The 22,622-nt window shown below is 39.0% G+C and carries 25 protein-coding genes; 19 read left to right on the top strand and 6 right to left on the bottom strand.

The window, feature by feature from the left end:
• Positions 1–54 precede the first annotated feature (54 nt).
• The gene (locus AC1M89_RS09285; protein WP_035270592.1) at positions 55–1,419 is read right to left on the bottom strand and encodes a uracil-xanthine permease family protein; all 1,365 of its coding nucleotides are present in this window, start codon (positions 1,417–1,419) and stop codon (positions 55–57) included.
• A 178-nt stretch (positions 1,420–1,597) separates the two neighbouring features.
• Between AC1M89_RS09285 and typA the strand changes: the two genes are divergently transcribed.
• Together typA and mscL are read left to right on the top strand one after the other, a co-directional pair.
• Positions 1,598–3,430 carry a translational GTPase TypA gene (gene typA, locus AC1M89_RS09280; protein WP_035270590.1) on the top strand — a complete coding sequence of 611 codons (1,833 nt, stop codon included), beginning with the start codon at positions 1,598–1,600 and terminating at the stop codon, positions 3,428–3,430.
• A 233-nt stretch (positions 3,431–3,663) separates the two neighbouring features.
• Complete coding sequence (gene mscL / locus AC1M89_RS09275; protein WP_035270698.1) at positions 3,664–4,098, top strand: large conductance mechanosensitive channel protein MscL; 435 nt, start codon at positions 3,664–3,666, stop codon at positions 4,096–4,098.
• A 172-nt stretch (positions 4,099–4,270) separates the two neighbouring features.
• Here mscL and AC1M89_RS09270 read toward each other — a convergent pair whose 3' ends face one another.
• Both AC1M89_RS09270 and mutM read right to left on the bottom strand, forming a co-directional pair.
• Complete coding sequence (locus AC1M89_RS09270; RefSeq protein WP_180028291.1) at positions 4,271–4,555, bottom strand: peptidylprolyl isomerase; 285 nt, start codon at positions 4,553–4,555, stop codon at positions 4,271–4,273.
• Positions 4,552–5,406: a bifunctional DNA-formamidopyrimidine glycosylase/DNA-(apurinic or apyrimidinic site) lyase gene (gene mutM, locus AC1M89_RS09265; protein WP_481609076.1), complete on the bottom strand. Its 855-nt coding sequence runs from the start codon at positions 5,404–5,406 to the stop codon at positions 4,552–4,554. The genes AC1M89_RS09270 and mutM overlap by 4 nt, the downstream gene beginning before the upstream one ends.
• A gap of 247 nt (positions 5,407–5,653) precedes the next feature.
• Here mutM and AC1M89_RS09260 point away from each other — a divergent pair, with 247 nt between their 5' ends.
• Positions 5,654–6,772 carry an NADH:flavin oxidoreductase/NADH oxidase gene (locus AC1M89_RS09260; protein WP_092767514.1) on the top strand — a complete coding sequence of 373 codons (1,119 nt, stop codon included), beginning with the start codon at positions 5,654–5,656 and terminating at the stop codon, positions 6,770–6,772.
• A gap of 97 nt (positions 6,773–6,869) precedes the next feature.
• Positions 6,870–7,793 carry an AEC family transporter gene (locus tag AC1M89_RS09255; RefSeq protein WP_481614120.1) on the top strand — a complete coding sequence of 308 codons (924 nt, stop codon included), beginning with the start codon at positions 6,870–6,872 and terminating at the stop codon, positions 7,791–7,793.
• Positions 7,794–7,901: 108 nt separating this feature from the next.
• Here AC1M89_RS09255 and AC1M89_RS09250 read toward each other — a convergent pair whose 3' ends face one another.
• The gene (locus tag AC1M89_RS09250) at positions 7,902–8,702 is read right to left on the bottom strand and encodes a tetratricopeptide repeat protein (RefSeq protein WP_481614119.1); all 801 of its coding nucleotides are present in this window, start codon (positions 8,700–8,702) and stop codon (positions 7,902–7,904) included.
• Between the two features lie 290 nt (positions 8,703–8,992).
• Here AC1M89_RS09250 and AC1M89_RS09245 point away from each other — a divergent pair, with 290 nt between their 5' ends.
• The 3 genes from AC1M89_RS09245 (at position 8,993) to AC1M89_RS09235 (ending at position 11,179) form a co-directional block, all read left to right on the top strand.
• Positions 8,993–9,238, top strand: a complete 246-nt coding sequence (locus AC1M89_RS09245) for a hypothetical protein (RefSeq protein ID WP_092767507.1) — start codon at positions 8,993–8,995, stop codon at positions 9,236–9,238.
• Between the two features lie 168 nt (positions 9,239–9,406).
• Positions 9,407–9,991 (top strand): TetR/AcrR family transcriptional regulator, encoded by a 585-nt coding sequence (locus AC1M89_RS09240; RefSeq protein ID WP_481614118.1) that lies wholly within the window; start codon positions 9,407–9,409, stop codon positions 9,989–9,991.
• A gap of 6 nt (positions 9,992–9,997) precedes the next feature.
• On the top strand, positions 9,998–11,179 hold the full coding sequence (locus AC1M89_RS09235; protein ID WP_481614117.1) for an MFS transporter: 1,182 nt from the start codon (positions 9,998–10,000) through the stop codon (positions 11,177–11,179).
• 37 nt (positions 11,180–11,216) lie between these two features.
• Here AC1M89_RS09235 and ygfZ read toward each other — a convergent pair whose 3' ends face one another.
• Entirely contained in the window at positions 11,217–11,939 is a 723-nt protein-coding gene (gene ygfZ, locus AC1M89_RS09230) for a CAF17-like 4Fe-4S cluster assembly/insertion protein YgfZ (protein WP_481609080.1), read from the bottom strand.
• Positions 11,940–12,211: 272 nt separating this feature from the next.
• Between ygfZ and acnD the strand changes: the two genes are divergently transcribed.
• From acnD to AC1M89_RS09170, 12 genes are all read left to right on the top strand, one after another.
• Positions 12,212–14,830 (top strand): Fe/S-dependent 2-methylisocitrate dehydratase AcnD, encoded by a 2,619-nt coding sequence (acnD, locus tag AC1M89_RS09225; RefSeq protein ID WP_481614116.1) that lies wholly within the window; start codon positions 12,212–12,214, stop codon positions 14,828–14,830.
• A 67-nt stretch (positions 14,831–14,897) separates the two neighbouring features.
• Complete coding sequence (locus tag AC1M89_RS09220) at positions 14,898–15,182, top strand: hypothetical protein (RefSeq protein ID WP_481591731.1); 285 nt, start codon at positions 14,898–14,900, stop codon at positions 15,180–15,182.
• A 60-nt stretch (positions 15,183–15,242) separates the two neighbouring features.
• Entirely contained in the window at positions 15,243–16,136 is an 894-nt protein-coding gene (locus tag AC1M89_RS09215; RefSeq protein ID WP_481614115.1) for an AbiTii domain-containing protein, read from the top strand.
• 9 nt (positions 16,137–16,145) lie between these two features.
• The gene (locus tag AC1M89_RS09210; protein ID WP_481614114.1) at positions 16,146–16,373 is read left to right on the top strand and encodes a zinc ribbon-containing protein; all 228 of its coding nucleotides are present in this window, start codon (positions 16,146–16,148) and stop codon (positions 16,371–16,373) included.
• Positions 16,374–16,491: 118 nt separating this feature from the next.
• Positions 16,492–17,073, top strand: a complete 582-nt coding sequence (locus tag AC1M89_RS09205; RefSeq protein ID WP_481591733.1) for a DUF4126 domain-containing protein — start codon at positions 16,492–16,494, stop codon at positions 17,071–17,073.
• A 109-nt stretch (positions 17,074–17,182) separates the two neighbouring features.
• Positions 17,183–17,914 (top strand): hypothetical protein, encoded by a 732-nt coding sequence (locus AC1M89_RS09200; protein ID WP_481591734.1) that lies wholly within the window; start codon positions 17,183–17,185, stop codon positions 17,912–17,914.
• A 78-nt stretch (positions 17,915–17,992) separates the two neighbouring features.
• Positions 17,993–18,247: a hypothetical protein gene (locus AC1M89_RS09195; protein ID WP_481591759.1), complete on the top strand. Its 255-nt coding sequence runs from the start codon at positions 17,993–17,995 to the stop codon at positions 18,245–18,247.
• Positions 18,248–18,752: 505 nt separating this feature from the next.
• The gene (locus AC1M89_RS09190; RefSeq protein WP_481614113.1) at positions 18,753–19,418 is read left to right on the top strand and encodes an RluA family pseudouridine synthase; all 666 of its coding nucleotides are present in this window, start codon (positions 18,753–18,755) and stop codon (positions 19,416–19,418) included.
• Positions 19,419–19,584: 166 nt separating this feature from the next.
• Positions 19,585–19,965 (top strand): ribonuclease E inhibitor RraB, encoded by a 381-nt coding sequence (locus tag AC1M89_RS09185; protein WP_035269856.1) that lies wholly within the window; start codon positions 19,585–19,587, stop codon positions 19,963–19,965.
• 142 nt (positions 19,966–20,107) lie between these two features.
• A complete protein-coding gene (locus AC1M89_RS09180; protein WP_035269853.1) occupies positions 20,108–20,446 on the top strand; it encodes a zinc ribbon domain-containing protein YjdM in 339 nt (112 codons plus the stop codon).
• A 237-nt stretch (positions 20,447–20,683) separates the two neighbouring features.
• On the top strand, positions 20,684–21,148 hold the full coding sequence (locus AC1M89_RS09175; protein WP_179998993.1) for a YybH family protein: 465 nt from the start codon (positions 20,684–20,686) through the stop codon (positions 21,146–21,148).
• 72 nt (positions 21,149–21,220) lie between these two features.
• Positions 21,221–21,625 (top strand): NUDIX hydrolase, encoded by a 405-nt coding sequence (locus AC1M89_RS09170; protein ID WP_481591736.1) that lies wholly within the window; start codon positions 21,221–21,223, stop codon positions 21,623–21,625.
• Positions 21,626–21,635: 10 nt separating this feature from the next.
• Here the strand turns inward: AC1M89_RS09170 and AC1M89_RS09165 are convergent, their stop codons facing one another.
• Positions 21,636–22,586 (bottom strand): tRNA dihydrouridine synthase, encoded by a 951-nt coding sequence (locus tag AC1M89_RS09165; protein WP_481591737.1) that lies wholly within the window; start codon positions 22,584–22,586, stop codon positions 21,636–21,638.
• Positions 22,587–22,622 lie beyond the last annotated feature (36 nt).

The raw sequence follows: 22,622 nt of genomic DNA, 5'->3' as shown, positions 1-22,622 counted from the left end.
TCCACAGAATAAAAGAGCCCAGACAATGCTGGGCAGTCTTTTATTCAATCTAAATTATTTCTTTGCTTCAGGTAGAACGAAGTTCAAGATCAAGGCTGCAATGCCGCCAGTTGCTACACCAGAGCTAAATATATTACGAATGAGTTCAGGCATATGTTCAAGAATCTGTGGAACTTGAGCAACACCTAAACCAAGAGCAAGTGAAATTGCAATAATAAGCAATGCACGGCGGTCAAGCTGAATACCAGAAAGGATATTAATCCCTGATGCTGCAACAGCCCCAAACATCACCATGACAGCGCCCCCCAGTACAGCTTGAGGAACAGCTTGGATGATGGCAGCCACTGCTGGTAGTAAACCCAAAATAACTAATAGAGCGGCGATCCATATACCCACGTGGCGACTAGCTACACCAGTTAATTGGATTACTCCGTTGTTTTGAGCAAAAACAGAACTCGGGAAAGTATTAAATAAACCAGCGAGTAAGGAGTTTGCACCGTTGACGAGTACACCACCTTTAATGCGCTCCATCCATTTCGGACCATCAACAGGTTGATTAGATAACTTAGAAGTCGCGGTGATATCACCAATCGCTTCTAATGAAGTAACCAGATAAATAAATGCCATTGGTATAAATAAACTCCAAGAGAAGTCTAAGCCAAAGTGCATTGGTGTAGGGATTTGAACCAAAGGTGCATTTTCTAAGCCAGAAAAATCTAAATGGCCCATGAAGCCTGCTAGCGCATAACCTACGATCAGTGCAATTAATATCGCACTACTCTTAACCCATGTAACATTTAAGCGGTTTAAGAGAATGATTAATGCCAAAACAGTACAAGACATAATGAGATTGTCTGTATTGGCAAAAGTGTTATTCCCCATCGCTTGGTAACCACCACCCATTGAGATTAAACCTTCTTTAATCAAGGTTAAGCCAATGAGAAGTACAACAATACCAGTCACAAGTGGAGTAATGAGTTTTTTCACCCATGGTAATATGCGTGAAACTCCCATTTCAATGAATGAGCCTGCAATCACGACACCAAAAATTGAACCCATAACAGTTTCAACTGGAGTTCCCGCGGCAACCATTGCTGAGCCAATCCCAATAATAGGACCGATAAAGTTAAAACTTGTACCTTGAACAATCAGTAAGCCTGCACCGAAAGGACCAACCTTTTTACTTTGTAAGAATGTCGCAATACCTGAAATCACCAATGACATGGAGAGGATCATGTTTGTATCTTCTTTAGAAACACCTAAAGCCAAACAGATCAATAGACCAGGAGTAACAATCGGAACAATAATGGCAAGTAAATGCTGAATGGCAGCGAGAAAAGCGATGAACGGTTTTGGTTTATCGTCTAAACCATAAACAAGATCGAGTTTCGGTTCTTGAGATTGGTCGGGAGCAGACATGGTCTATACCATCTAGATTAAGCGAAAGTGCCGACATTCTAATCGAGTTACATGGGTTTACAAAACCGAAACATAACCATTCGTCAAAAAAAAATGAAATTGTAAAGAAACAGTCACTATAAAAGTTTAGGATTTTTCTGTATAATTTGCCCTCAAATTTAAAGCGTATCGAATTTACATGTCAGATATTAAAACTCTCCGTAATATTGCCATCATCGCACACGTCGACCATGGTAAAACGACTCTTGTCGACAAACTTTTACAACAATCAGGTGCTTTGGGTGAACGCGCGGGTGAGATCGAGCGTGTCATGGATTCAGGCGCTATTGAAAGTGAACGTGGTATTACCATTCTTGCAAAAAATACTGCAATCAAATGGTTAGATAAACGTACTGATACTGAATACCGTATCAACATCGTGGATACCCCGGGACACGCCGACTTCGGTGGTGAAGTTGAACGTGTAATGTCGATGGTTGACTGTGTACTTCTTTTGGTAGACTCACAAGAAGGTCCAATGCCACAAACTCGTTTCGTAACGCAAAAAGCGTTCGCACGTGGTTTGAAACCAATCGTAATTATCAACAAAGTTGACAAGCCTAATGCGCGTCCTGACTGGGTAATCGATCAAGTATTCGATTTATTTGATAACCTTGGTGGTACTGACGAACAGTTAGACTTCCCTGTGGTTTATGCTTCTGGTCTTCGTGGTGTAGCAGGTCCTTCACCAGAAGAATTGGCTGAAGACATGACTCCGTTGTTCCAAACAATCGTAGACATCGTTGAGCCGCCAGCAGTGGATGTTGATGGTCCATTCCAAATGCAAGTGTCTTCACTTGACTATAACAGCTTCGTTGGTGTTATTGGTGTTGGTCGTATCCAACGTGGTTCAGTGAAATTGAACACACCTGTAACGGTAATCGACAAAGATGGTAAAACACGTAACGGTCGTATCTTAAAAATCATGGGTTACCATGGTTTGGAGCGTATTGACGTTGAATCTGCTTCTGCAGGTGACATCGTATGTGTAACAGGTATGGACGAACTTCATATCTCTGACACGATTTGTGATCCTAAACATGTTGAAGCATTGCCACCGCTTTCTGTAGATGAGCCTACAGTATCGATGACATTCCAAGTTAACAACTCACCATTCGCCGGTAAAGAAGGTAAGTTTGTGACCTCACGTAACATCCGTGAACGTCTTGATCGCGAATTAATTCACAACGTAGCACTTCGTGTAGAAGATACTGACAGTCCTGACCGTTTTAAAGTGTCGGGCCGTGGTGAACTTCACCTTTCGGTATTGATCGAAAACATGCGTCGTGAAGGCTTCGAGATGGGTGTATCTCGTCCGCAAGTAATCTTGAAAGAGATTGACGGCGAAATGCAAGAGCCATACGAAAACGTAACATTTGACGTAGAAGAACAGCATCAAGGTGCTGTAATGGAACAAATGGGTAACCGTAAAGGTGAAATGACCAATATGGAAGTCGACGGTAAAGGTCGTATTCGTATTGAAGCAACTGTACCTTCACGTGGCTTGATTGGTTTCCGTTCAGAATTCATGACCATGACTTCAGGTACTGGTATCATGACCTCAAGTTTCTCGCACTATGGACCAATGAAACAAGGTTCTGTTGCAAAACGTCAAAACGGTGTGTTGATTTCTATGGTTCAAGGTACATGCTTGGGCTATGCATTGTTCAGTTTACAAGACCGTGGTCGTCTATTTGCTAAACCTCAGTTAGAAGTTTACGAAGGTATGATTATTGGTATTAACTCTCGTTCTGACGATATGGTTGTAAACCCAACTAAAGCGAAACAATTAACAAACGTTCGTGCATCAGGTACTGATGATGCATTAACACTTGTTCCTGCGATTGAATATACGTTAGAACAAGCACTTGAATTTATTCAAGATGATGAGCTTGTTGAAGTTACACCTAAATCAATTCGTATTCGTAAGCGTTGGTTGACTGAAAACGAACGTAAACGTAATAAATCTTAATTGATTTAAATAAAAAAACCGCTCAAAAGAGCGGTTTTTTTATATCTTGACTACATCATTTAAGATATGAAATAAAAGTTGTTGAATTGTTGTAGTTGATTTGGACAAGATCTTGTTTATTTAAACAGAGATACTTATGATTTTGGTGGAAAACCAACGAGTTTAGACGGAAATATCATTAAGAATAATGTATATTATGTCACATTAATGCATAGAAAAATTTTGGAGAAAAAATGAGCATTATTAAAGAGTTTAAAGAATTTGCCGTGAAAGGCAATGTAATGGATCTGGCGGTCGGTGTGATCATTGGTGGGGCGTTTGGTAAAATCATCGATTCAATGGTGAAAGATGTCATCATGCCAATTATCAGTTGGATCTTAGGCGGTGATGTTGATTATTCAAACTGGTTTGTTGTATTAGGAGATAATCCAAATAACCTTACAACGCTTGCTGCCGCTCAAGAAGCGGGTTTAAATGTTTTGGCTTACGGTAATTTCTTGACGATTCTCATCAACTTCATCCTGCTTGCATGGGTGGTATTCTGGTTAGTGAAATTGATGAATAAAATGCGTCGTAAGCAAGAGGAGGAAGCTCCAGCACCTGAAGCTACTCCAGAAGATATCGAATTACTTCGTGAAATTCGTGACGAATTAAAACGTAAAGGTTAATGCTTATACAATGAAAACGGCGCTAAATGCGCCGTTTTTTATATCTCATCATTTTTTTAAAATCGCCCGAAATCCCCCTTTGTCAAAGGGAGGCTGGGAGGTATTGATTCTTAGCTCTCCCTTGCGAAGCGATGCTTCTCATCTCCTAAAAGGAGAGGGGAATCCAGGAAGTTTAAAAATCCATACGAAATTTAATTTCGAGTAAATGCCAGCCGAATTGACTCTTAATTGGTCCATGTAATTCACGTTCAGCCAAACTAAAAACTGCCTTATCGATAGGACCAACCAATTGTCCTTTCTTTACCTCACCTAATTCCCCTCCTTTTTTTCCTGAGGGACAAGTTGAGTGTTGCTTAGCAATTTTAGCAAAATCAGCACCGTCTTTAAGCTTTTGTTTAAGTTGGATACACAGGTCTTTATCTTTGACTAAAATATGCCGAACAATTGCTGATTTCATTTGGATTTTACCTTTGATACAGGATTATTTGAGGCTTGAGGTCGCTTAAGCGGTTGACACTCAGGGCAAAAAACAGAAGCACGTTGCCCGAGCTTAATATTTTCTAAAGTTGTTTCACAGTTGATGCACATTTCACCAGCGCGCCCATAAGCCAATAGCGTTTGTTGAAAGTAGCCATTTTCGCCCATGGCATTGGTGTAATCACGTAAAGTAGATCCGCCTAAATCAATTGCTTGTTTAAGGATTCGTTTGATTTCAATGACAAATTTTTCAATTTGTGACCGTGTAAGACTAGAGGCGGGTTGTGCAGGATGAATGCCCAAATTAAACAGACTTTCAGTTGCGTAAATATTTCCAACACCCACAACAATGTGGTTATCCATAATTGCAACTTTGACTGCAACACTCTTATTTTTAAATTTCTGCTCTAGATAGTCAGCATTGAAAGATTCACTTAAAGGTTCAGGTCCAAGCGTATCTAAAAGTTTGGATTGAGCATGATCATCTAGCCATAAAATGCAACCAAAACGACGAGGATCGTGGTAGCGTAATTGGATATCATCGAATTGAATGATGAAATGATCATGCTTTCTCAATGCATCACGTGAATCACTCAAACGAAAGCTGCCTGACATTCCCAAGTGCCATAACATGGTCGCATTTTCAAATTGTGCCAAAATATATTTGGATCGACGTGTTAGCCCTATCAGTCGTTGACCGACCAATTGATTTACATCATTTGGTATAGGCCATCTCAGACTTGAATTATTGACTTGAACAGAAAGTACTTTTTGATTCAGCAAAGGGAGCAAGCTGGTTTTCGTGGTTTCAACTTCAGGTAATTCAGGCATGGAAACTCTGTTAAATGGGCGAGTAGAAAAATATTGGGTTAAATGAGGATATTGCAAGCAGCATCGAGTGAACTACAAGATATTACGCTTGAACAGAATATGATACACAATCCATCTAGTGCCTTCATGGTTAAGTTTTAAAATGTTTTTTAAAGCATTCAATGATGAAATGAACTTAGATGATTTATCACGTAAATGCGTTGTACACTGCTACAAATAAATCAATTTAAAATCAGGGAGATTCAGTGTGGCAAAATTATTTGAGCCAATTCAATTCGGAAATTTATCACTCAAAAATAGAATTATTATTGCTCCCATGTGTCAGTATTCTGCGAATGAAGCAGGGGAGCATAGTTTTTGGCATGAACAACAATGGGCGAGTTATGCATTGTCGGGTGCTGGATTATATATTATTGAAGCAACTGCGGTACAAGCTGTAGGTCGTATCAGTTTTGCAGATTTAGGGTTGTGGAATGATTTACAACGTGCACAATTAAAAGCATTGATTGATAAGGTAAAATCGATTGCTCCAACGCCAATCGCCATTCAGTTAGCGCACGCGGGACGTAAAGCTTCAACTGATAAACCATGGTTGGGACGTGGTCAATTCTCATCGAATCATGAACATGGCTGGCAAACGGTATCTGCAAGTGATTTACCATTTAATCCAGATGATCAGGCTCCTCATGAATTAAGTATCGAGGAAATCAAAAAAATTATCGATGACTTTGCAACTGCAGCAGTCAGATCTGTAGATGCAGGTTTTGATCTCATCGAAGTCCACGCGGCTCATGGTTATCTATTACATCAATTTATGTCCCCTTTATCTAATCGAAGAACAGATGAATATGGTGGAAGTTTTGAGAATCGCATTCGTCTAACTTTAGAGGTTTTTCAGGCGATCAAAAATGCTGTTCCAGACAACTATCCAATCGGTGTTCGTTTGTCTGCAACAGACTGGATGGAGCAAGAAAAGGCATGGAATATTGATGACTCAATCGGGTTATCAAAGGCATTAGAAAAACTTGGTGCAGTTTATATCCATGCATCATCAGGGGGATTACATATCGATCAAAATATTCAGATTGGTCCTAATTACCAAGTTCCATTTGCGGAAGCAATCAAGAAACACGTAGACATTCCAGTGATTGCTGTTGGGCTGATCACTGAACCTCAACAGGCGGAAGATGTCTTACAACAAGGCAAAGCTGATGCAATCGGGCTCGCAAGGGCAATACTATTTAATCCAAGATGGCCATGGCATGCTGCTGCTCAATTAAAAGCAGAGGTTGAAATTAGTCCGCAATATTTACGATGCCAACCGCATGATGTGAAATCATTATTTAAGCCATATGCTGATAGATAAAATAGGCATAAAGGTATACTTAAAAAGTCATCCTGGGTAATTACGGCTGTTGTATGATAATTTGACTAACTCATACAATAGCTAGGGATGCTAAGTCATGGTTTTATCGGTCATTATTCCGATTTTTTTACTGCTTTTTTCGGGATATGCCTCGGTTAAACTGAATTTACTTAGCAAGGAACAAGTCTCTATTGTTGGTACATTCGTCATTCGAGTCGCTTTACCTGCTCTATTTTTACAAGCGCTTTCATCAAAAGATCTTGATGCGATATGGCAACCTGAACTTTTCTACAGTTATATTGTGGTGACTGCCTTTGTATTTGCAATCGCTTTATGGATTTTGGTAAAGCATTTTAAAAACAATTTAAGTGATGCTGCCATTCTCTCAATTGGAGCGTCAATGTCTAATACTGGACTACTTGGTACGGCCATTTTAAGTCTATTGATTGGTCATATTGCGCTTGCCTTTACTTCTTTAATCGTAATTATCGAAAGTGTTTTTCTTGTTCCAGCAGCTTTATTTATTGCGGGCTTGCAAGCTCAAAATCAGCAAGCTGTACTCAATACATTAAAAAATAACTTTATAAACCTATGTAAAAATCCATTGTTTATTGGTGTGGTAATCGGAATTGTGTGCGCTATTTTTCAGGTTAAACTGCCGCATTATATAGATCAAGTTTTCTTAATGATTGGTCAGACGGCATCTCCTTTGGCGTTATTTGTGATTGGCGGAAGCATCGCAGGTTTAACCCTAAAATATGTCAATCAGCAGAGTCTTTATATTGTTCTATCGTCCAACTTTATTTTTCCAATACTCATGTATTTGACTCTACGATTTATTGCTCAAGCACCGATGGATATCGTGTATGTAGGGACATTGATTGCAGCTTTACCTACACCTGCATTATTTGGAATGTTGGGACAAGCGTATGGGCTCAATGATCGTGCAATTACACCTTTATTGATGAGTACGGTGATTGGATTTATTGTGACTGCTGGATTAATTATTTTATGGTGGTAATTGAATAAAACTTAGAATGTAATCATAAATCTCCTTTTCATATAAGAAAACCCTATCTTGCGATAGGGTTTTTGTATTTGAGCATCGGTTTAAAATTTAAATTAATGCTTAAGATTTAGCTTTCGTATTTGCTGCAGGTTTTTTTGCATTCTCAGCAATCAGTTTGTTCACGATCGCTAGATTTTCCTTGGCTTGAGGAATATTTTCATCTGCTAAAGCACTAAATATTTTTTTTGCCTCAGGTAAGTTTTGCGGAACGATATTTCCGTTTACGAACATGTTACCAATGGCCATAAGCGCAGGGATGTATCCTTTTTTACCTAAATCTTGAATGCTCGCTAAACCTTTTTTCACAGGCGCTTCAGTTTTGGTCTTAAAGCCTAATGAAATATCGTATAAAGCACGAGCATGAATGGCTGGATAACTTCCTTTCTTAATTAAAGGATCAAGTTTTTGTAACGCGAGCTTATCAGATTGTTCTTTGCCTTCAGAGAACAGTAGAACAGCAGATTCAACAATCGCATCTTCAAAACCTTGAACTGCAGCTTTATCTAAGTATTCACGAGATTTTTTTTCATTTTTGGTCAGACCCAAGCCGCCAGTGGCATAGTTTTGCGCCAATACATAATTGGCTAAAGGATAGCCTGCAGTGCCAGCTTGTTCATAAAGTTGTACTGCTTTTTTGTTGTCTTGTTTGGTTCCTTGACCAGCTTGAGTGAGATATGCCAAGTTATAAGTCGCTTGAGGATTCCCTGCTTTTGATAAGCGTTCAAGTTCTTGGTAGGCCGCATTGTAATTCTTTGCTTGAATCAGTTCCTGTACTTTGCTGAATGCAGGATCGACTGGTGCGGCAGCGAAGCTAAATGAGGTGGCAACAGCGAGTAAAGCACCACATAATATTTTTTTCATAATTGTTTTATACCTATCTTAAAAGCAACCCTATTTATTTGATGTAAATAGAGTTTTACACCATTTCATCATAGTCCGAATTATGTGAATGTAAATATAGAATATGTATACATCCTTCAAATTTAGCTTCGCTTTGTGAATAAAGTGTGTGTATTGCAGTATAAGCATATAAACGACACTGGATTTACGTTGTTCAGCCTTGAATATATGGATTTAACCAAAATTTTAATCCACTAGTAGTTCTTCGATGGTTTTGCTTAAATACGCATTGTGCAATGAGGTGTTCAACGATGTTTATAAAAGGCATTAAACGTAATTACGATAAAGTTTTTCAAGATGATTCAATCCCAGATGAACAAAAGATAGATGCGCTCTTATTGAAACTTGGCGAGCAGTATTTGGTGAGTCAGGAGAATCGAGTGTATGTATTCCAAAAAGGTGATTTAACCGTAAAGTTTGATGCTAAACACGCGAGAGCATTTCATTTTAAAGATTATGTGGTGAAGGATATGAATAAATTATTTCATGGCTTTTAGAAAAAAACCTCCTAGCGATATAGGAGGTTTTTTATGAGTCATCTCTCAATCGATTGACAGTTAAAATCTATTCCATCTAACGCCTTGGTCTTATTTTCATATCTTTATCAATAAAAAAACTCTATTATAAAACGATACGAAACGTATCGTTTTATTTGTGAGGATTTCATGACAGTCGATGACAAAAGTGCACGACGCCGATCATGTATTTTAGCTTCAGTCAAACAGGCTTTGAATGAAGTGGAATATCACCAACTGACAGTAGAAGACATTGCTTCACGTGCTGGGGTGGGAAAGTCGACTATTTATCGATGGTGGTCACATAAATCTGAATTGGTTCTGGACACCTTTAAAGAGCTCACACTCTCAATTTTTGAGTTTGAGCCAGAGCTCGACCTTGAACAAAATCTTAATCAACAATTGCTTCGTTTGGCTAAGGCTTTAGATCATCCAGTGGGACGTGCGATGTTGGTGGTTATGGCGAATCATCGTGAATTGGCTGCAACATTCTTCAAGCAATATTTGTTACCTAAACGAGTTCAACTGCATCAACTGATCCAACAGGCGATTGAGGTGGGGGAGCTGATAGAACATGATCACTATGATTTGGTACTTGATCGACTGTATGGTCCTATTCATTACCAAATTATTTTCTTTAATCATTTGCCTGATGAGCACTATATCCGTCAATTGGTCAAACTGAGTTTAGATCCATTACGCCCTCAAGCCCAAACATTAATGCGACAAGAGTAGATTTTCATGAGTGTAACCACCGAGCGACTTTGGAATCGTTCATTTATCTTGTGTGTATTAAATAATTTATTTGTTTTTATTTACTACTTTGCCATGTTGGCTGTCCTTCCGATTTACATTGTGAAGGACTTAGCGGGATCAGTTGAAGAAGCAGGATTAGCGTTAACGCTTTTTCTCGCCTCATCAATAGCAGTACGACCATTTTCAGGTATGATCATTCAAAAAATGGGTAAGCGACTCACTATGCGTGGATCGAGCACGTTTTTTGCGGTCTTTGCATTTGCTTATTTATTCATTGATAACATGTGGTCATTGTTGCTTATACGATTTTTACATGGGATATGGTTTAGTGTGTTGACCACTGTGGCTGTTCCAGTCGCGAATGACTTCATTCCTGAGCATCGTAAAGGTGAAGGCATGGGTTATTATGTGATGTCCACTAACCTAGGTGTGGTATTTGGACCGTTAATTGCGCTTACCATGATTCAATTTTATAGCTTCCAAATTTTATTCGGTGCTCTCGCGGTGCTCATCAGTTTAGGTCTAATTTTTAGCTGGCTATTAAATATTCCAGCGAATCAGATACCTCAGCAACATAAAATGAATAAAAAAGGTTTTAAGCTAGACGATTTTCTTGAGCCTAAAGTTTTTGCTGTAAGTGGTGTTGCTTTACTTACAGCTTTTGCTTACTCGAGTATTACCAGTTTTATTACGGTTTATAGTGAGAGCAAACAACTGCTGGCGTACACCAGTGTATTTTTTATATTGTTTGCGGCGTCGATGTTAATTGTAAGACCTTGGGTCGGTAAAATTTATGACCGTCAAGGTCCGAGTGCTGTTATTGTTCCTTCTTTTATATTTTTTGCGATTGGGCTTATGGTCGTAACATTGGTCAATGATCAATGGATGTTGTGGTTATCTGCAATTTTTATTGGAATTGGATATGGTTCAGTATTTCCTTGTTTGCAAACGCTCACCATTCAAACCGTAGATAAACATCGGATGGGGCATGCAATATCAACATTCTTTATTTGTTTTGATATTGGTCTAGCGATTGGTTCAGTTGTGATGGGATTAGTTATCGCACAATGGAGCTTTGAATTTATGTACTGGTGTTGTGCGGTATTGGTCATATTAAACCTGATTATTTACCGGAAATATGTTCCAAATCCTCAGCCTAATGGTTAATAAAAAACCTCCTAAATGGAGGTTTTTTTAGATTATTTTACTGTGGTCTAGCCACATCACCATTTAAATACTCAGGCAAATCTAAAACAGTCACGTCTAACTCTGCTAATGCTTCAGGGCGTGCCACCACCAAAGCGATATAACCATTTTCAAATGCAGCACTATTGACCACTTGTACGCTTTTATCGAGTTGTTCCGCTTCTGCAGGCACAGCACCTGTACCTTGAATCAGATGTAACCACGCTTTCGGTTTGGCTTTAAACCATAAGCGTGCAATGACTTCCTGACCCAAGTAACAACCCTTGTCATAGTGAACGCCTTCACGTTGATGTAAACGGAGTTCTTGGGGTTGGAACACGTGTTCTATGGCTTGATCAATGTAAGCTTGACCCTGTTGAATGGCCTGAACTTGCCAAGCGGCAATATCTGTTACTTCTGCTGAGAACGTTGTGGTGTCACCTTGAAGCGTAGGATAGACCTGACTAGCTTCTTCAAGTTTCATTTTGGAAAAAGCACCGAATTTTTTAATGTGTTTGGAAAATTCTTCAGCTTGATCTTGAGTGGTTACAATGACAAAGCTTTCAGGATTCAGCTTTGTTAGCCATAAACCAAAGTGAATTCGACCTTTTAAATCACAAATTGCTGTGTAGCGCGTGATATTTTCTTCAAGGCGTTCAACATGCAACGTCACTTGACCTTGTAAAAATTTTTGAGCATCCACGCCATTAAGCGTAAATGAGGAGAAAGATAAATTGTTCATTTTCTATGCTCGAATCTGAATCTAATACTAAAGAATTATCCCAATTTTCCACTATTTTTCAAAAAAAAGCACATAACTGCTAATTTAACTGCGTTATTTGAAACAAAATATTTCAAAAACCCTATTTTTTGCACCTAAGTGTATGAAATATATAAGATTTGGGAAATGGACTTTCAGCAGTGTACTATGCCATCACAAATGATGAAGTCTCATCAACAACAAAATGTTTAGAAAGTTTAGAAAAAAGATGCTCAAGGCAAGGCAGGAACGCGATGAATAACAACTACCGTAAACCACTGCAAGGTACCCAGCTCGAATATTATGATGTGCGTCAAGCCGTTGAAGATATTCAGCCAGGCGCATACGCAAAACTCCCATATACTTCTAAAGTGCTTGCAGAGCAATTGGTACGCCGTTGCGATCCTGCAATTTTAGAGCAGTCTCTTAAAGAGTTAATCTTTAACAAACAAGACCACGATTTCCCTTGGTATCCAGCACGTGTGGTCTGCCACGATATTTTAGGTCAAACAGCATTGGTGGACCTTGCAGGTTTGCGTGATGCGATTGCCGATCAAGGTGGAGACCCATCTAAAGTCAATCCCGTGGTACCAACTCAGCTGATTGTCGATCACTCACTCGCAGTCGAGTACGGTGGTTTTGATCCTGATGCATTTGAGAAAAACCGTGCGGTGGAAGATCGTCGTAATGAAGACCGTTTCCATTTTATTGAGTGGACCAAAACTGCCTTTGAAAATGTTGATGTGATTCCTGCGGGTAATGGCATCATGCATCAAATCAACTTGGAGAAAATGTCTCCAGTGATTCAAAACCGTGGTGGCGTGGCTTTCCCTGACACGTGTGTGGGCACAGATTCACATACACCGCATACGGATGCTTTAGGTGTCATTTCAATTGGTGTCGGTGGCTTAGAAGCTGAAAACGTGATGCTCGGCCGTGCATCGTGGATGCGTCTGCCTGACATTATTGGTGTAGAGCTCGTTGGTCAGCGTAAGCCGGGCATTACGGCAACTGATATCGTATTGGCTTTAACAGAGTTCTTGCGTAAAGAGCGTGTGGTTGGCGCATATTTAGAGTTCTTTGGTGAAGGTGCAGACACCATGTCGATTGGTGACCGTGCAACCATCTCCAATATGACCCCTGAATACGGTGCAACGGCTGCGATGTTCTATATCGACCAAAACACCATTGATTATCTAACACTGACAGGTCGTGAGCCTGAGCAAGTGAAGCTTGTAGAAACCTATGCCAAAGAAATTGGTCTGTGGGCAAGTGATATGACTAAAGCCGAGTACCCACGTGTACTCCGTTTTGATTTATCAACCGTAACTCGTAACATTGCAGGGCCATCTAATCCACATGCGCGTGTATCAACAAGTGATTTAAAAGCCAAAGGTATTGCAGGCAATTTAGAAGCAGCGCGTGCGCAAGAAGCAGAAGGCTTAATGCCTGATGGTGCAATCATTATTGCGGCAATTACATCATGTACCAATACCTCGAATCCACGTAATACGGTTGCAGCAGGCTTGCTTGCTCGTAAAGCAAACGAACTCGGCTTAGTGCGTAAGCCGTGGGTGAAATCATCTTTTGCACCGGGTTCTAAAGCCGCAGCATTGTATTTAGAAGAAGCAGGTGTACTCGGTGATTTAGAAAAACTTGGTTTTGGTATCGTGGCGTATGCATGTACGACTTGTAACGGGATGTCAGGTGCACTAGATCCAAAAATCCAGCAAGAAATTATCGACCGTGACCTCTACGCAACGGCTGTTTTATCAGGTAACCGTAACTTCGATGGTCGTATCCACCCGTATGCAAAACAAGCATTCTTGGCATCGCCTCCGCTCGTAGTTGCATATGCCATTGCAGGTACGATTCGTTTTGACATTGAAACGGATGCTTTAGGTCATGATAAAGATGGCAACCCAATTTACCTCAAAGACATTTGGCCATCTGATGAAGAAATTGATGCATTGGTGAAAGTTGCGGTTAAACCTGAGCAATTTAAGAAAGTGTATATTCCAATGTTTGATTTGGGTGAGAAAGTTCAAGCTGCAAGCCCATTGTATGACTGGCGTCCGCAAAGTACTTATATCCGCCGTCCGCCATATTGGGAAGGCGCACTTGCAGCACCACGTACTTTAGCCAATATGCGTCCGCTTGCGATTTTAGGCGATAACATCACCACAGACCATTTATCACCATCGAATGCGATTATGATGGATTCGGCAGCAGGTGAATATCTACATAAAATGGGCGTGCCTGAGGAAGACTTTAACTCATACGCAACGCACCGTGGTGACCATTTAACGGCACAACGTGCGACCTTTGCCAATCCGAAATTGTATAATGAAATGGTGGTACGTTCGGACGGTACAATCAAGCAAGGTTCTAAAGCGCGTGTTGAGCCTGAAGGCGAAGTGATGCGTATGTGGGAAGCGATTGAAACCTACATGAACCGTAAACAGCCTTTGATCATTGTTGCAGGTAAAGACTACGGTCAAGGTTCTAGTCGTGACTGGGCTGCGAAAGGTGTACGCCTTGCAGGTGTAGAAGCAATTGTGGCGGAAGGTTTTGAGCGTATCCACCGCACCAACTTGGTGGGTATGGGTGTATTACCACTTGAGTTTAAAGCAGGGACTGACCGTAAAACTTTAGGTTTGGATGGTACTGAACTTTATAGCGTGATTGGTAATATTGCACCTCGTTCGACTTTGACTTTAGTTATTGAGCGCTCAACGGCGGAAGGTAAAAATCAAACGATTGAAGTGCCTGTTACGTGTCGTTTGGATACCGAAGAAGAAGTGTCTGTGTATGAAGCGGGTGGGGTATTGCAACGCTTTGCACAGGATTTCTTAGAAGGGAATTTAAGTTAATAACTATTTGATTTTTAAATTTAAAGAGTCCATATTTTATGGGCTCTTTTTATATTGGATTTGATTCATGTCTAGATTAGTTAAAAGATTATATGCAATTGGAACGCGTGGTCTTGCTAAAGGAAAAGTATTTGAAGCTAAGAAGAATACTAATAATAAATACGTTCTGAATCGCAAAAACAGCTCTTATTCAATTAACCCAACAAATAAGGCTGTTAATAAAGTTGAAGTGAATACTTTGAGTGAAGCATATGAGCTTTTAAGTAAAGATGAACACTTAATTAATTTGACGGATAAAAATGGAAATAGAGCACTGCGTGAATTTAAAAAAGTTAAAGTTGAATTCTTTTAGATAAGGCATATTTTTTATTAATGATTTAAGTATCTAAAGATATTAGTGGGATAGGCGTTTATGTCTTTGTTGCGAGAAATTCAAAATGATGCAGTTAATACAAATGTGAAAGTTTCAGATTTGTTGAGAAAGTGTAAGATTCTTGCCTATAGACTAGGTAATGAAGATTTCAAAATTTGGATTGAAAATGAGTTAAATGGCTACTCAAATGTAAAAGAAGAAGAGTTGCCTGCTTATAGAATTTTAGAAAAATTAAACTCGAAAGGCCACTTTGTTGGGCCATTTAATTCAGGCCTAAGGAATGCGGATATTCCAATATTCAATTTGCCTAAAAAGTTGCAACATAATTTATCAATTGTGACTTTAAATCGACCAATAGCAGAACTAGAAGATTTAGCAAATAGTAAAAGTGAATTATCTCAACCTTGGAATCCACTAATTATCGCAAAATATGGTATGCAAATGTACCAAGGGTATAATTGTATACAAGCTTGGAAAATCATTTCGTCTTCTGCATTAGTTGGAATAATAGATACTATAAAAACTAAAATTTTAAATTTTGTATTAGAGATTGAAATGTTAGATAAAGATGCTGGAGATTTAGAAATTAATTCAAATTCAATTCCTCAGGATAAAGTTGCTCAAGTTTTTAATATTCACATTGCAGGTAATGTTCAAAATTTAGCTTCGGGTAATCATCAAAGTGCGATCAATCAAAATATTTATAACAAAATCCCTCAAGAATTTTTAGAGCTTTTGACAAAGGTTAAAAGTTCTAATCTGGATGATCAAATTGTCACAGAGCTTGAAAAGCGAATTGAATCTTTAGGTAATTCTGTAGGGAAAGAAAAATATAATGATAATTATAAGGAGCTAATGTCTTTTGCATCTAATCATGTCACAGTATTAGCTTTTTTAGCAACTTACATACCTATGCTTTCAGGATATTTATAACTTGCAAAAATGCCATCATCATTTGTCGAAATGGACAATAAAAAGCCATTCATTCTCCGTTATAGTGATTTCACCATTTCTAAAACAATTCGGAGAACAAAAATGGTTACAGCTGGCTCTAAACCGGGAACAGGTTTCTATTTTTGCGTTCAATGTGGGCATCGTGCTTACTTAGAAATTGGTACTGATCGTTTACCACCGTGTACCAAATGCTTAAGCAATCAATTTAAAAAATAATTCGCTCAAGCAAACACACTAAAACAGACACCACTGTTTTAAACAAAAGCCCTATTACACCATAGGGCTTTTTTGTTACCTTAAGAAAATTAAAAACATATAAATAAAAAGGTTTGCTATGGAAACAATACTCGGTTTATGTCTTGGTATAGGATTGAGTGCTGCATGTGGCTTCCGCGTATTTGTTCCCTTATTGGTGATGAGTATTGCCGCTATTATGGGCATTTTTGAACCCATCAAAGGCTTTGAATGGTTGGCGATGCCATCGGTCTGTATTGCACTCGGCTTTGCCACACTGTGTGAAATAGGTGCTTATTACATCCCATGGGTAGACAACTTACTCGACACCATTGCAACACCTGCCGCGATGGTGGCTGGAACATTGACGACCATGGCGGTAAGCTCTGGTGAAATGTCGCAATTTGCAAGTTGGGCTGCTGCAATCATCGTTGGTGGTGGAACAGCAGGAGCAGTGCAACTTGGGACAGTGGCAGCACGGGGCGTATCGACCGCAACCACGGGTGGCGTAGCAAATCCTGTGGTATCGACAGGTGAGTGGGTCAGCGCATTAGTGATTTCCGTATTGTCATTCTTTATACCCGTATTGGTGGTGATCGTTTTACTAATTGGTGTGGTTTGGGCAGTACGCTGGATTCGTCAGAAAAGACGCATGGTAAAGAATGCCGAAAGTCCCCTGTAAAATCTCAATGGAACATCATAAAAATATGTTGAATCACGATTACCATTCCAATTCATCTAAAAATTATACTGGCTAAAAACATTATAAAAATCATAAAGGAGCTCAGCTGATGCCTGTGCTAAAAATATTAAAGCGTCATGGTATATCAGTCGCGATACTTATGGCATGTTCGATTGCTTCAGTACCGTTATGGGCGAACACTCCACAGCAGAAAACACTAAGCCCAGAAGAAATCAAACTTCAACAGCAGGCAAAAAAATTTAAGGCTTTTATTCCAGATAAATACTTTCTGTTCGATGCTGTAGAAGGTGATTTGAATCAGGATGGTCAAAAGGATGCCGTACTGATTGTAAAAAAAATTGATCCCAAAGGGTGGGTGAACCATCCTGATCAGGGCAAGCTAGATCGTAACCGACGTGGCATTCTGGTGCTATTACAGAATCAATTCACATATCAAAAACTGATGCAGAATCTGACTGCATTTTCATCGGAAAATGAAGAGGGAGGTGTTTATTTTCCGCCAGAACTCAGTGTTGATATCCGCAAGAATATTCTGGGGATCCATTATGGACACGGTCGTTATGGCTATTGGAGTTATAAGTTTCGTTTAGAGCAGCAGGATATGCGTTTGATTGGTTATGATCTTTCTAGTAATCATGGCCCATATACTGATTATAGAGTAAGTATTAATTTTCTCAGTCATCAAAAAAAGCATTCACAAAATATCAATTTGGCGGATCGGGGTCTTCAGGAAAAATTTAAGCATACCTGGTCCAAAGTGAATTATTCACCAATCTATCTATCCAAAATCAAGGACTTTGATGAGCTCAATTTTGAATAGTTTTTTTAATAAGGTTGGTGCGAACTTTGCATGAACATTTGAAGTAAAAATGATTGCAAGAGGAAGAATCACATGGAAATGAGCAGCATAGCTGAAAATAAAAAAACGTCTTTAGATGTTAAAGTTCATTTGATGGCAGGCTGGCCAATTTTACTGTTACTCATTGGTGGCGCAGTAGGAGCGGTACTGGGCATCGTTGCGTATGTGATTAACCTCAAAATTTACAAATCTGAATTATCTCAACTACAGAAAGTACTCGCTAATCTTATGTGTGGCATGTTTGCCATGATGTTGTGGTGGAGCATTGCATCTTGGATTCAAGCAACTCTCTAAAATGGAAGGTCAGCTTGAATTTTAATTGCAATATTTAGCTCAAAAACGCTAAAAAAAGTGTATCAATGAGCCTATTTGGGAAAAAATATTATATTTATAAGTTGACATGAAATATTTTTTTATTTGATGCTGAAATTCGTTAATCTTAGGAAATTAATCCCGACGCAGTCTCGCTATTATATCTCTCAAGGGTGTGACGGGATCGAAAAGAGTAGATTGCTACCAGTAGTGTACAACGTGCGTGTAGTACTTACCCAAAAGGTCTTGATTCGGCTTAGGACGCTATAAATCAGAAGTTTATAGGCAATAGGGTTATAACTTACAAAGTTATAATAGTTGAAGTAAACAACATGTTTTCCCTGACACCCTCAAAATTCTCTTAAAAAAAATTATAATTCTCAATTCTCAATTCTCAATTCTCAATTCTCAAATCGCTCATCTTATAAATTGACACTGTGTTGATCAGTTGCTATTTTTCCGCATCCCAAAGAAATGCTTTGTTCACATGCCTTTAGACGATAATTTTGTATATATGCCACCTCAAGGTCCACTTAACATCGTCTATGAAGATGATGATTTGGTGGTCATTGATAAACCAGCAGGACTATTGTCTGTGCCAGGACGCTTGCCTGAGCATCATGACAGTGCGTATTTAAGAGTGATAGCTCAATATCCAAATGCAAAAATTACCCATCGTTTAGATATGGCAACCTCTGGAATTTTGATGTTTGCAAAACATCGTGATGCTGAAGTGGCTGTGAGCAAAATGTTCCAAGCGCGCACCATGAGAAAAAATTATGTGGCATTGGTGCAAGGTAAAATTGCACAACAGGGACAAGTAGACTTGCCTTTAATTACGGATTGGGAAAACAGACCGAGACAAATCGTTCATTTTGAACTGGGAAAACAAGCCTTAACACTGTTTGAATTGGTCGCTTATGATGCGCATTTAGATGTTAGTCGTGTGTTGTTGACGCCAATTACGGGGCGTTCTCATCAATTACGCGTACATATGCAAGCTATAGGTCATCCGATCACAGGTGATAAACTCTATCATCCAAACTCTAAACTCAGTAATTTAGGGCGTATGGCTTTGCATGCAAGTTATTTAGAGTTTCAACAACCGTTGAGTGGTATTGAAATTAAAATTGTGAGTGAAGTTCCATTTTGAATGAAACGCTTCAAGCAGAATATGTAATGTGAGTGCCTAACTAAAATTTAACAATTACGATCATATAAGTTTAAGAACAATTTCTAATGAATTCTTCTCCAAAATGAAATAAATATAGGCTACTCTAGGATATTGTATACGCAATAACCACAATAAGGATGAATGTATGAGCCGTGATTTAGAACAATTTCCTAATGATGATAATGGCGATGTACTGTGGCAAATGTTCCAGGATGGAGATGATTTAAGCGAGCCGCATGAGATTGAGTACTCAATTGCTTTTAGCTCTAAAGACAAAGCTGAAAAATGTGCCTTGTTCTTGCTTCAGGAAGAACAAAAGATCAGTTTATTTATTGATGAAGAGTCTGAATCCGCAGAATGGATTATCACGATTTATGTGTATATGGAGCCAGAATACTCAGATATTGTGGATTTAGAAGAGTGGTTTACCAAAATAGCCAATGACTATGACGGTGAGTACGATGGATGGGGATGTATGGCATATGTATATGATGATGAAGATATAGAAGATGAGTTTCAAAGCTAAACAAGGCTAGAGCCAATAAAAGAACCTAAGTGATTGAACTTAGGTTTTTTATTTAAACCTTATAAAATGTAAGGTTTTTTTTCTATTCGCTAGATGAAAGTGGTATATTGAGCAAAATTTTTTTAATTTTTTTGGATTTTTTATGTCTTTGCCAAATTGCCCAAAATGTTCCTCTGAATATACTTATGAAGATGGGGACCTCTTGATCTGCCCAGAATGTTCACATGAATGGAAAGAAGGAGAGACACTCGAAGAAGTGGTTCAGATCAAAGATGCAAATGGCAATCTTCTTGCAGATGGCGATACCGTAACGGTTATCAAAGATTTAAAAATTAAAGGTTCATCATCCGTAATCAAAGTCGGTACTAAAGCAAAAAGTATTCGTTTGTTGCCAGATGCAACGGATGGTCATGATATTGATTGTAAAGTAGATGGTTTTGGCGCAATGAAACTTAAGTCCGAATATGTCAAGAAAGCATAAGCTTTTATAATGGCTTCAGTGAAACTGGGGCCAATTTTTTTATGTGATAATAACTCGTCGTTGGTTTTAATTTGATCATAATGATAAGTTTTAATAAATAATGGTTGTTTTTTATCAATTTAAATTGAATTTTAGATACAAATTAGAATAAAAATTTCTTTGCTTGGCACAAAATAACATTACACTTTTTCTTTAAAAGTGTTAACTTCATCACACTAATAACAATAAGGTCACATCATGTCTATTCAGATTGAGGGTAATGTTGTTGCTGCTCATGAAGTATTAGCGCAATTAAAAGAATGGGATTCAGCATTAGTGGGTAATAATGTTGATGCGTTAATCGAAAAATGTGCGCAAAATGTAAGTATGTTTGATGTCAGCACCCAACTTGAGGGAGCTGAAGCTTATCGAAAAGAATGGCAAAAATTTAGCCCCTATTTCTTCGATGGAATGCAAATCACTCGCCGTGATGTAAAAGTGCATGCGAGTGATCATTTGGTTGTATTACACTGTCACTCTAAAGTGGAACATAAAGCCTTAAAAGGTCAGCTGCAAATGCCTTGGTGTCGTACAACGCTATGTCTACAAAAAACCAATGAACAGTGGGTGATGGTACACCAACATATTTCTATGCCTGTAGACTTAGCAACGGGAAAGGCTATCATCTTGAAGGATAAATCTAAATTAAGGCTAGTGGTTTAGCGAATCTTGAGCATTTAGATGGGCTTAAACAATGTTATCTTTCATGAATGAGTTAAATTCTGGAGACGTGTCATGGGATTTTATGATTTTTATCGTTTGAGTTCTCATGCGGTGATCACCAACCCAGAGGGACAAGTCTTATTACTGAAAGCAAACTATGCCAATTACAGTTGGGGGTTGCCAGGTGGTGGTTTAGATCAAGGTGAAACCATACATCAAGCTTTGCTCAGAGAGTGTAAAGAAGAAATAGGTTGTGATGTAAGCATCCAGTATTTGTCTGCGGTTTACTATCACGCACAGGTAAACTCACATACCTTTATCTTTAGATGCGTGATTGAAAATAATGCCCAAATTCAACTCTCTGAGGAACATACGGAATATGCATGGTTTAGTCCAGAGCAACTGTCTGAGGTTCAACGCACTCGCGTTCAAGACTGTCTGAATTTTCAAGGTGAAGTTCGGAGTTATTCATTCTAGAATTTAGAAATTAGACAGTTGGCATAATGTTTTGAAAATGATTGAGCTTAGCCATGATTTCATCTACTTGTTTCAGACGTTTCACTTCATCCCATAACAGTTTTGCTTCAGGATAATGTTTAGACATCATACCTAGCCATTGCTTGTAACGTCCGACCATATTCATTTCTTTTTTATAAGAACCATTTAAGAAGCGAATTTGGAGTGTAATTAAATCGCTCCATTGTAATATCGCTTCGTTTTTATTTTGTCGGATGCATTGTGTGACATCGGGTGTTGTCACTGCTGCACGACCAATCATTAGATCTTCACAACCTGACTCTAGTAAACACTGGCGCGCATCTTGGTTATTCCAGATTTCACCATTGGCTATCACATTAATGCTAAGCGCATGACGAATGGGTTGAAGTTGATCCCAAAAGGCGGGTGGGGTATAGCCATCTGCTTTTGTTCGTGCATGAACGGTCACCCAAGCGGCACCAGCATCTTCTATAGCATGTGCATTTTCCAGGGTGAAATTACGATCCATATAACCTAAACGCATTTTTGCTGAAACTGGTATTTCAGCAGGCACTGCATCACGTACAGCTTTAACCAGTTGATACACTGTTTCAGGTTCATCCAATAATACAGAACCACCTCGATGTCGGTTAACTGTTTTAGCTGGACAGCCGAAATTCATATCAATTGCAGGTGCACCTAACTCCACCGCTCGAACGGCATTTGCAGCCAACATGGTTGGATTATTCCCTAAAAATTGAACATGAACGGGTGTTCCTGCTGCTGTTTTGCCATCGCTCAATAATTCGGGACAGTAAGAATGATAGATGTGATCTGGAAGGACAGAATCAGTGACACGGATAAACTCAGTTACACACCAGTCGAAGCTGCCGACATGTGTGAGAACATCACGCATGATGGGATCAGTTAAACCTTCCATGGGTGCTAAAACGAGTTTCACATGGTCACCTGAATATGGGAAAAACGGTGTTATACG

The organism is Acinetobacter sp. ANC_7635 (assembly GCF_056779945.1).
The sequence above is the reverse complement of the archived record's forward strand: the minus strand, read 5'-3'. Positions and strand labels throughout refer to the sequence as shown.

Coding starts and splice junctions, on each gene's coding strand:
- AC1M89_RS09200 (WP_481591734.1), top strand. CDS start 17,183: ATGCCTGTGCTAAAAATATTAAAGCGTCATGGTATATCAGTCGCGATA.
- AC1M89_RS09210 (WP_481614114.1), top strand. CDS start 16,146: ATGCCATCATCATTTGTCGAAATGGACAATAAAAAGCCATTCATTCTC.
- AC1M89_RS09215 (WP_481614115.1), top strand. CDS start 15,243: ATGTCTTTGTTGCGAGAAATTCAAAATGATGCAGTTAATACAAATGTG.
- mscL (WP_035270698.1), top strand. CDS start 3,664: ATGAGCATTATTAAAGAGTTTAAAGAATTTGCCGTGAAAGGCAATGTA.
- typA (WP_035270590.1), top strand. CDS start 1,598: ATGTCAGATATTAAAACTCTCCGTAATATTGCCATCATCGCACACGTC.
- acnD (WP_481614116.1), top strand. CDS start 12,212: ATGAATAACAACTACCGTAAACCACTGCAAGGTACCCAGCTCGAATAT.
- AC1M89_RS09220 (WP_481591731.1), top strand. CDS start 14,898: ATGTCTAGATTAGTTAAAAGATTATATGCAATTGGAACGCGTGGTCTT.
- AC1M89_RS09185 (WP_035269856.1), top strand. CDS start 19,585: ATGAGCCGTGATTTAGAACAATTTCCTAATGATGATAATGGCGATGTA.
- AC1M89_RS09245 (WP_092767507.1), top strand. CDS start 8,993: ATGTTTATAAAAGGCATTAAACGTAATTACGATAAAGTTTTTCAAGAT.
- AC1M89_RS09205 (WP_481591733.1), top strand. CDS start 16,492: ATGGAAACAATACTCGGTTTATGTCTTGGTATAGGATTGAGTGCTGCA.
- AC1M89_RS09235 (WP_481614117.1), top strand. CDS start 9,998: ATGAGTGTAACCACCGAGCGACTTTGGAATCGTTCATTTATCTTGTGT.
- AC1M89_RS09250 (WP_481614119.1), bottom strand. CDS start 8,702: ATGAAAAAAATATTATGTGGTGCTTTACTCGCTGTTGCCACCTCATTT.
- mutM (WP_481609076.1), bottom strand. CDS start 5,406: ATGCCTGAATTACCTGAAGTTGAAACCACGAAAACCAGCTTGCTCCCT.
- AC1M89_RS09170 (WP_481591736.1), top strand. CDS start 21,221: ATGGGATTTTATGATTTTTATCGTTTGAGTTCTCATGCGGTGATCACC.
- AC1M89_RS09240 (WP_481614118.1), top strand. CDS start 9,407: ATGACAGTCGATGACAAAAGTGCACGACGCCGATCATGTATTTTAGCT.
- AC1M89_RS09195 (WP_481591759.1), top strand. CDS start 17,993: ATGAGCAGCATAGCTGAAAATAAAAAAACGTCTTTAGATGTTAAAGTT.
- ygfZ (WP_481609080.1), bottom strand. CDS start 11,939: ATGAACAATTTATCTTTCTCCTCATTTACGCTTAATGGCGTGGATGCT.
- AC1M89_RS09190 (WP_481614113.1), top strand. CDS start 18,753: ATGCCTTTAGACGATAATTTTGTATATATGCCACCTCAAGGTCCACTT.
- AC1M89_RS09180 (WP_035269853.1), top strand. CDS start 20,108: ATGTCTTTGCCAAATTGCCCAAAATGTTCCTCTGAATATACTTATGAA.
- AC1M89_RS09175 (WP_179998993.1), top strand. CDS start 20,684: ATGTCTATTCAGATTGAGGGTAATGTTGTTGCTGCTCATGAAGTATTA.
- AC1M89_RS09255 (WP_481614120.1), top strand. CDS start 6,870: ATGGTTTTATCGGTCATTATTCCGATTTTTTTACTGCTTTTTTCGGGA.
- AC1M89_RS09285 (WP_035270592.1), bottom strand. CDS start 1,419: ATGTCTGCTCCCGACCAATCTCAAGAACCGAAACTCGATCTTGTTTAT.
- AC1M89_RS09270 (WP_180028291.1), bottom strand. CDS start 4,555: ATGAAATCAGCAATTGTTCGGCATATTTTAGTCAAAGATAAAGACCTG.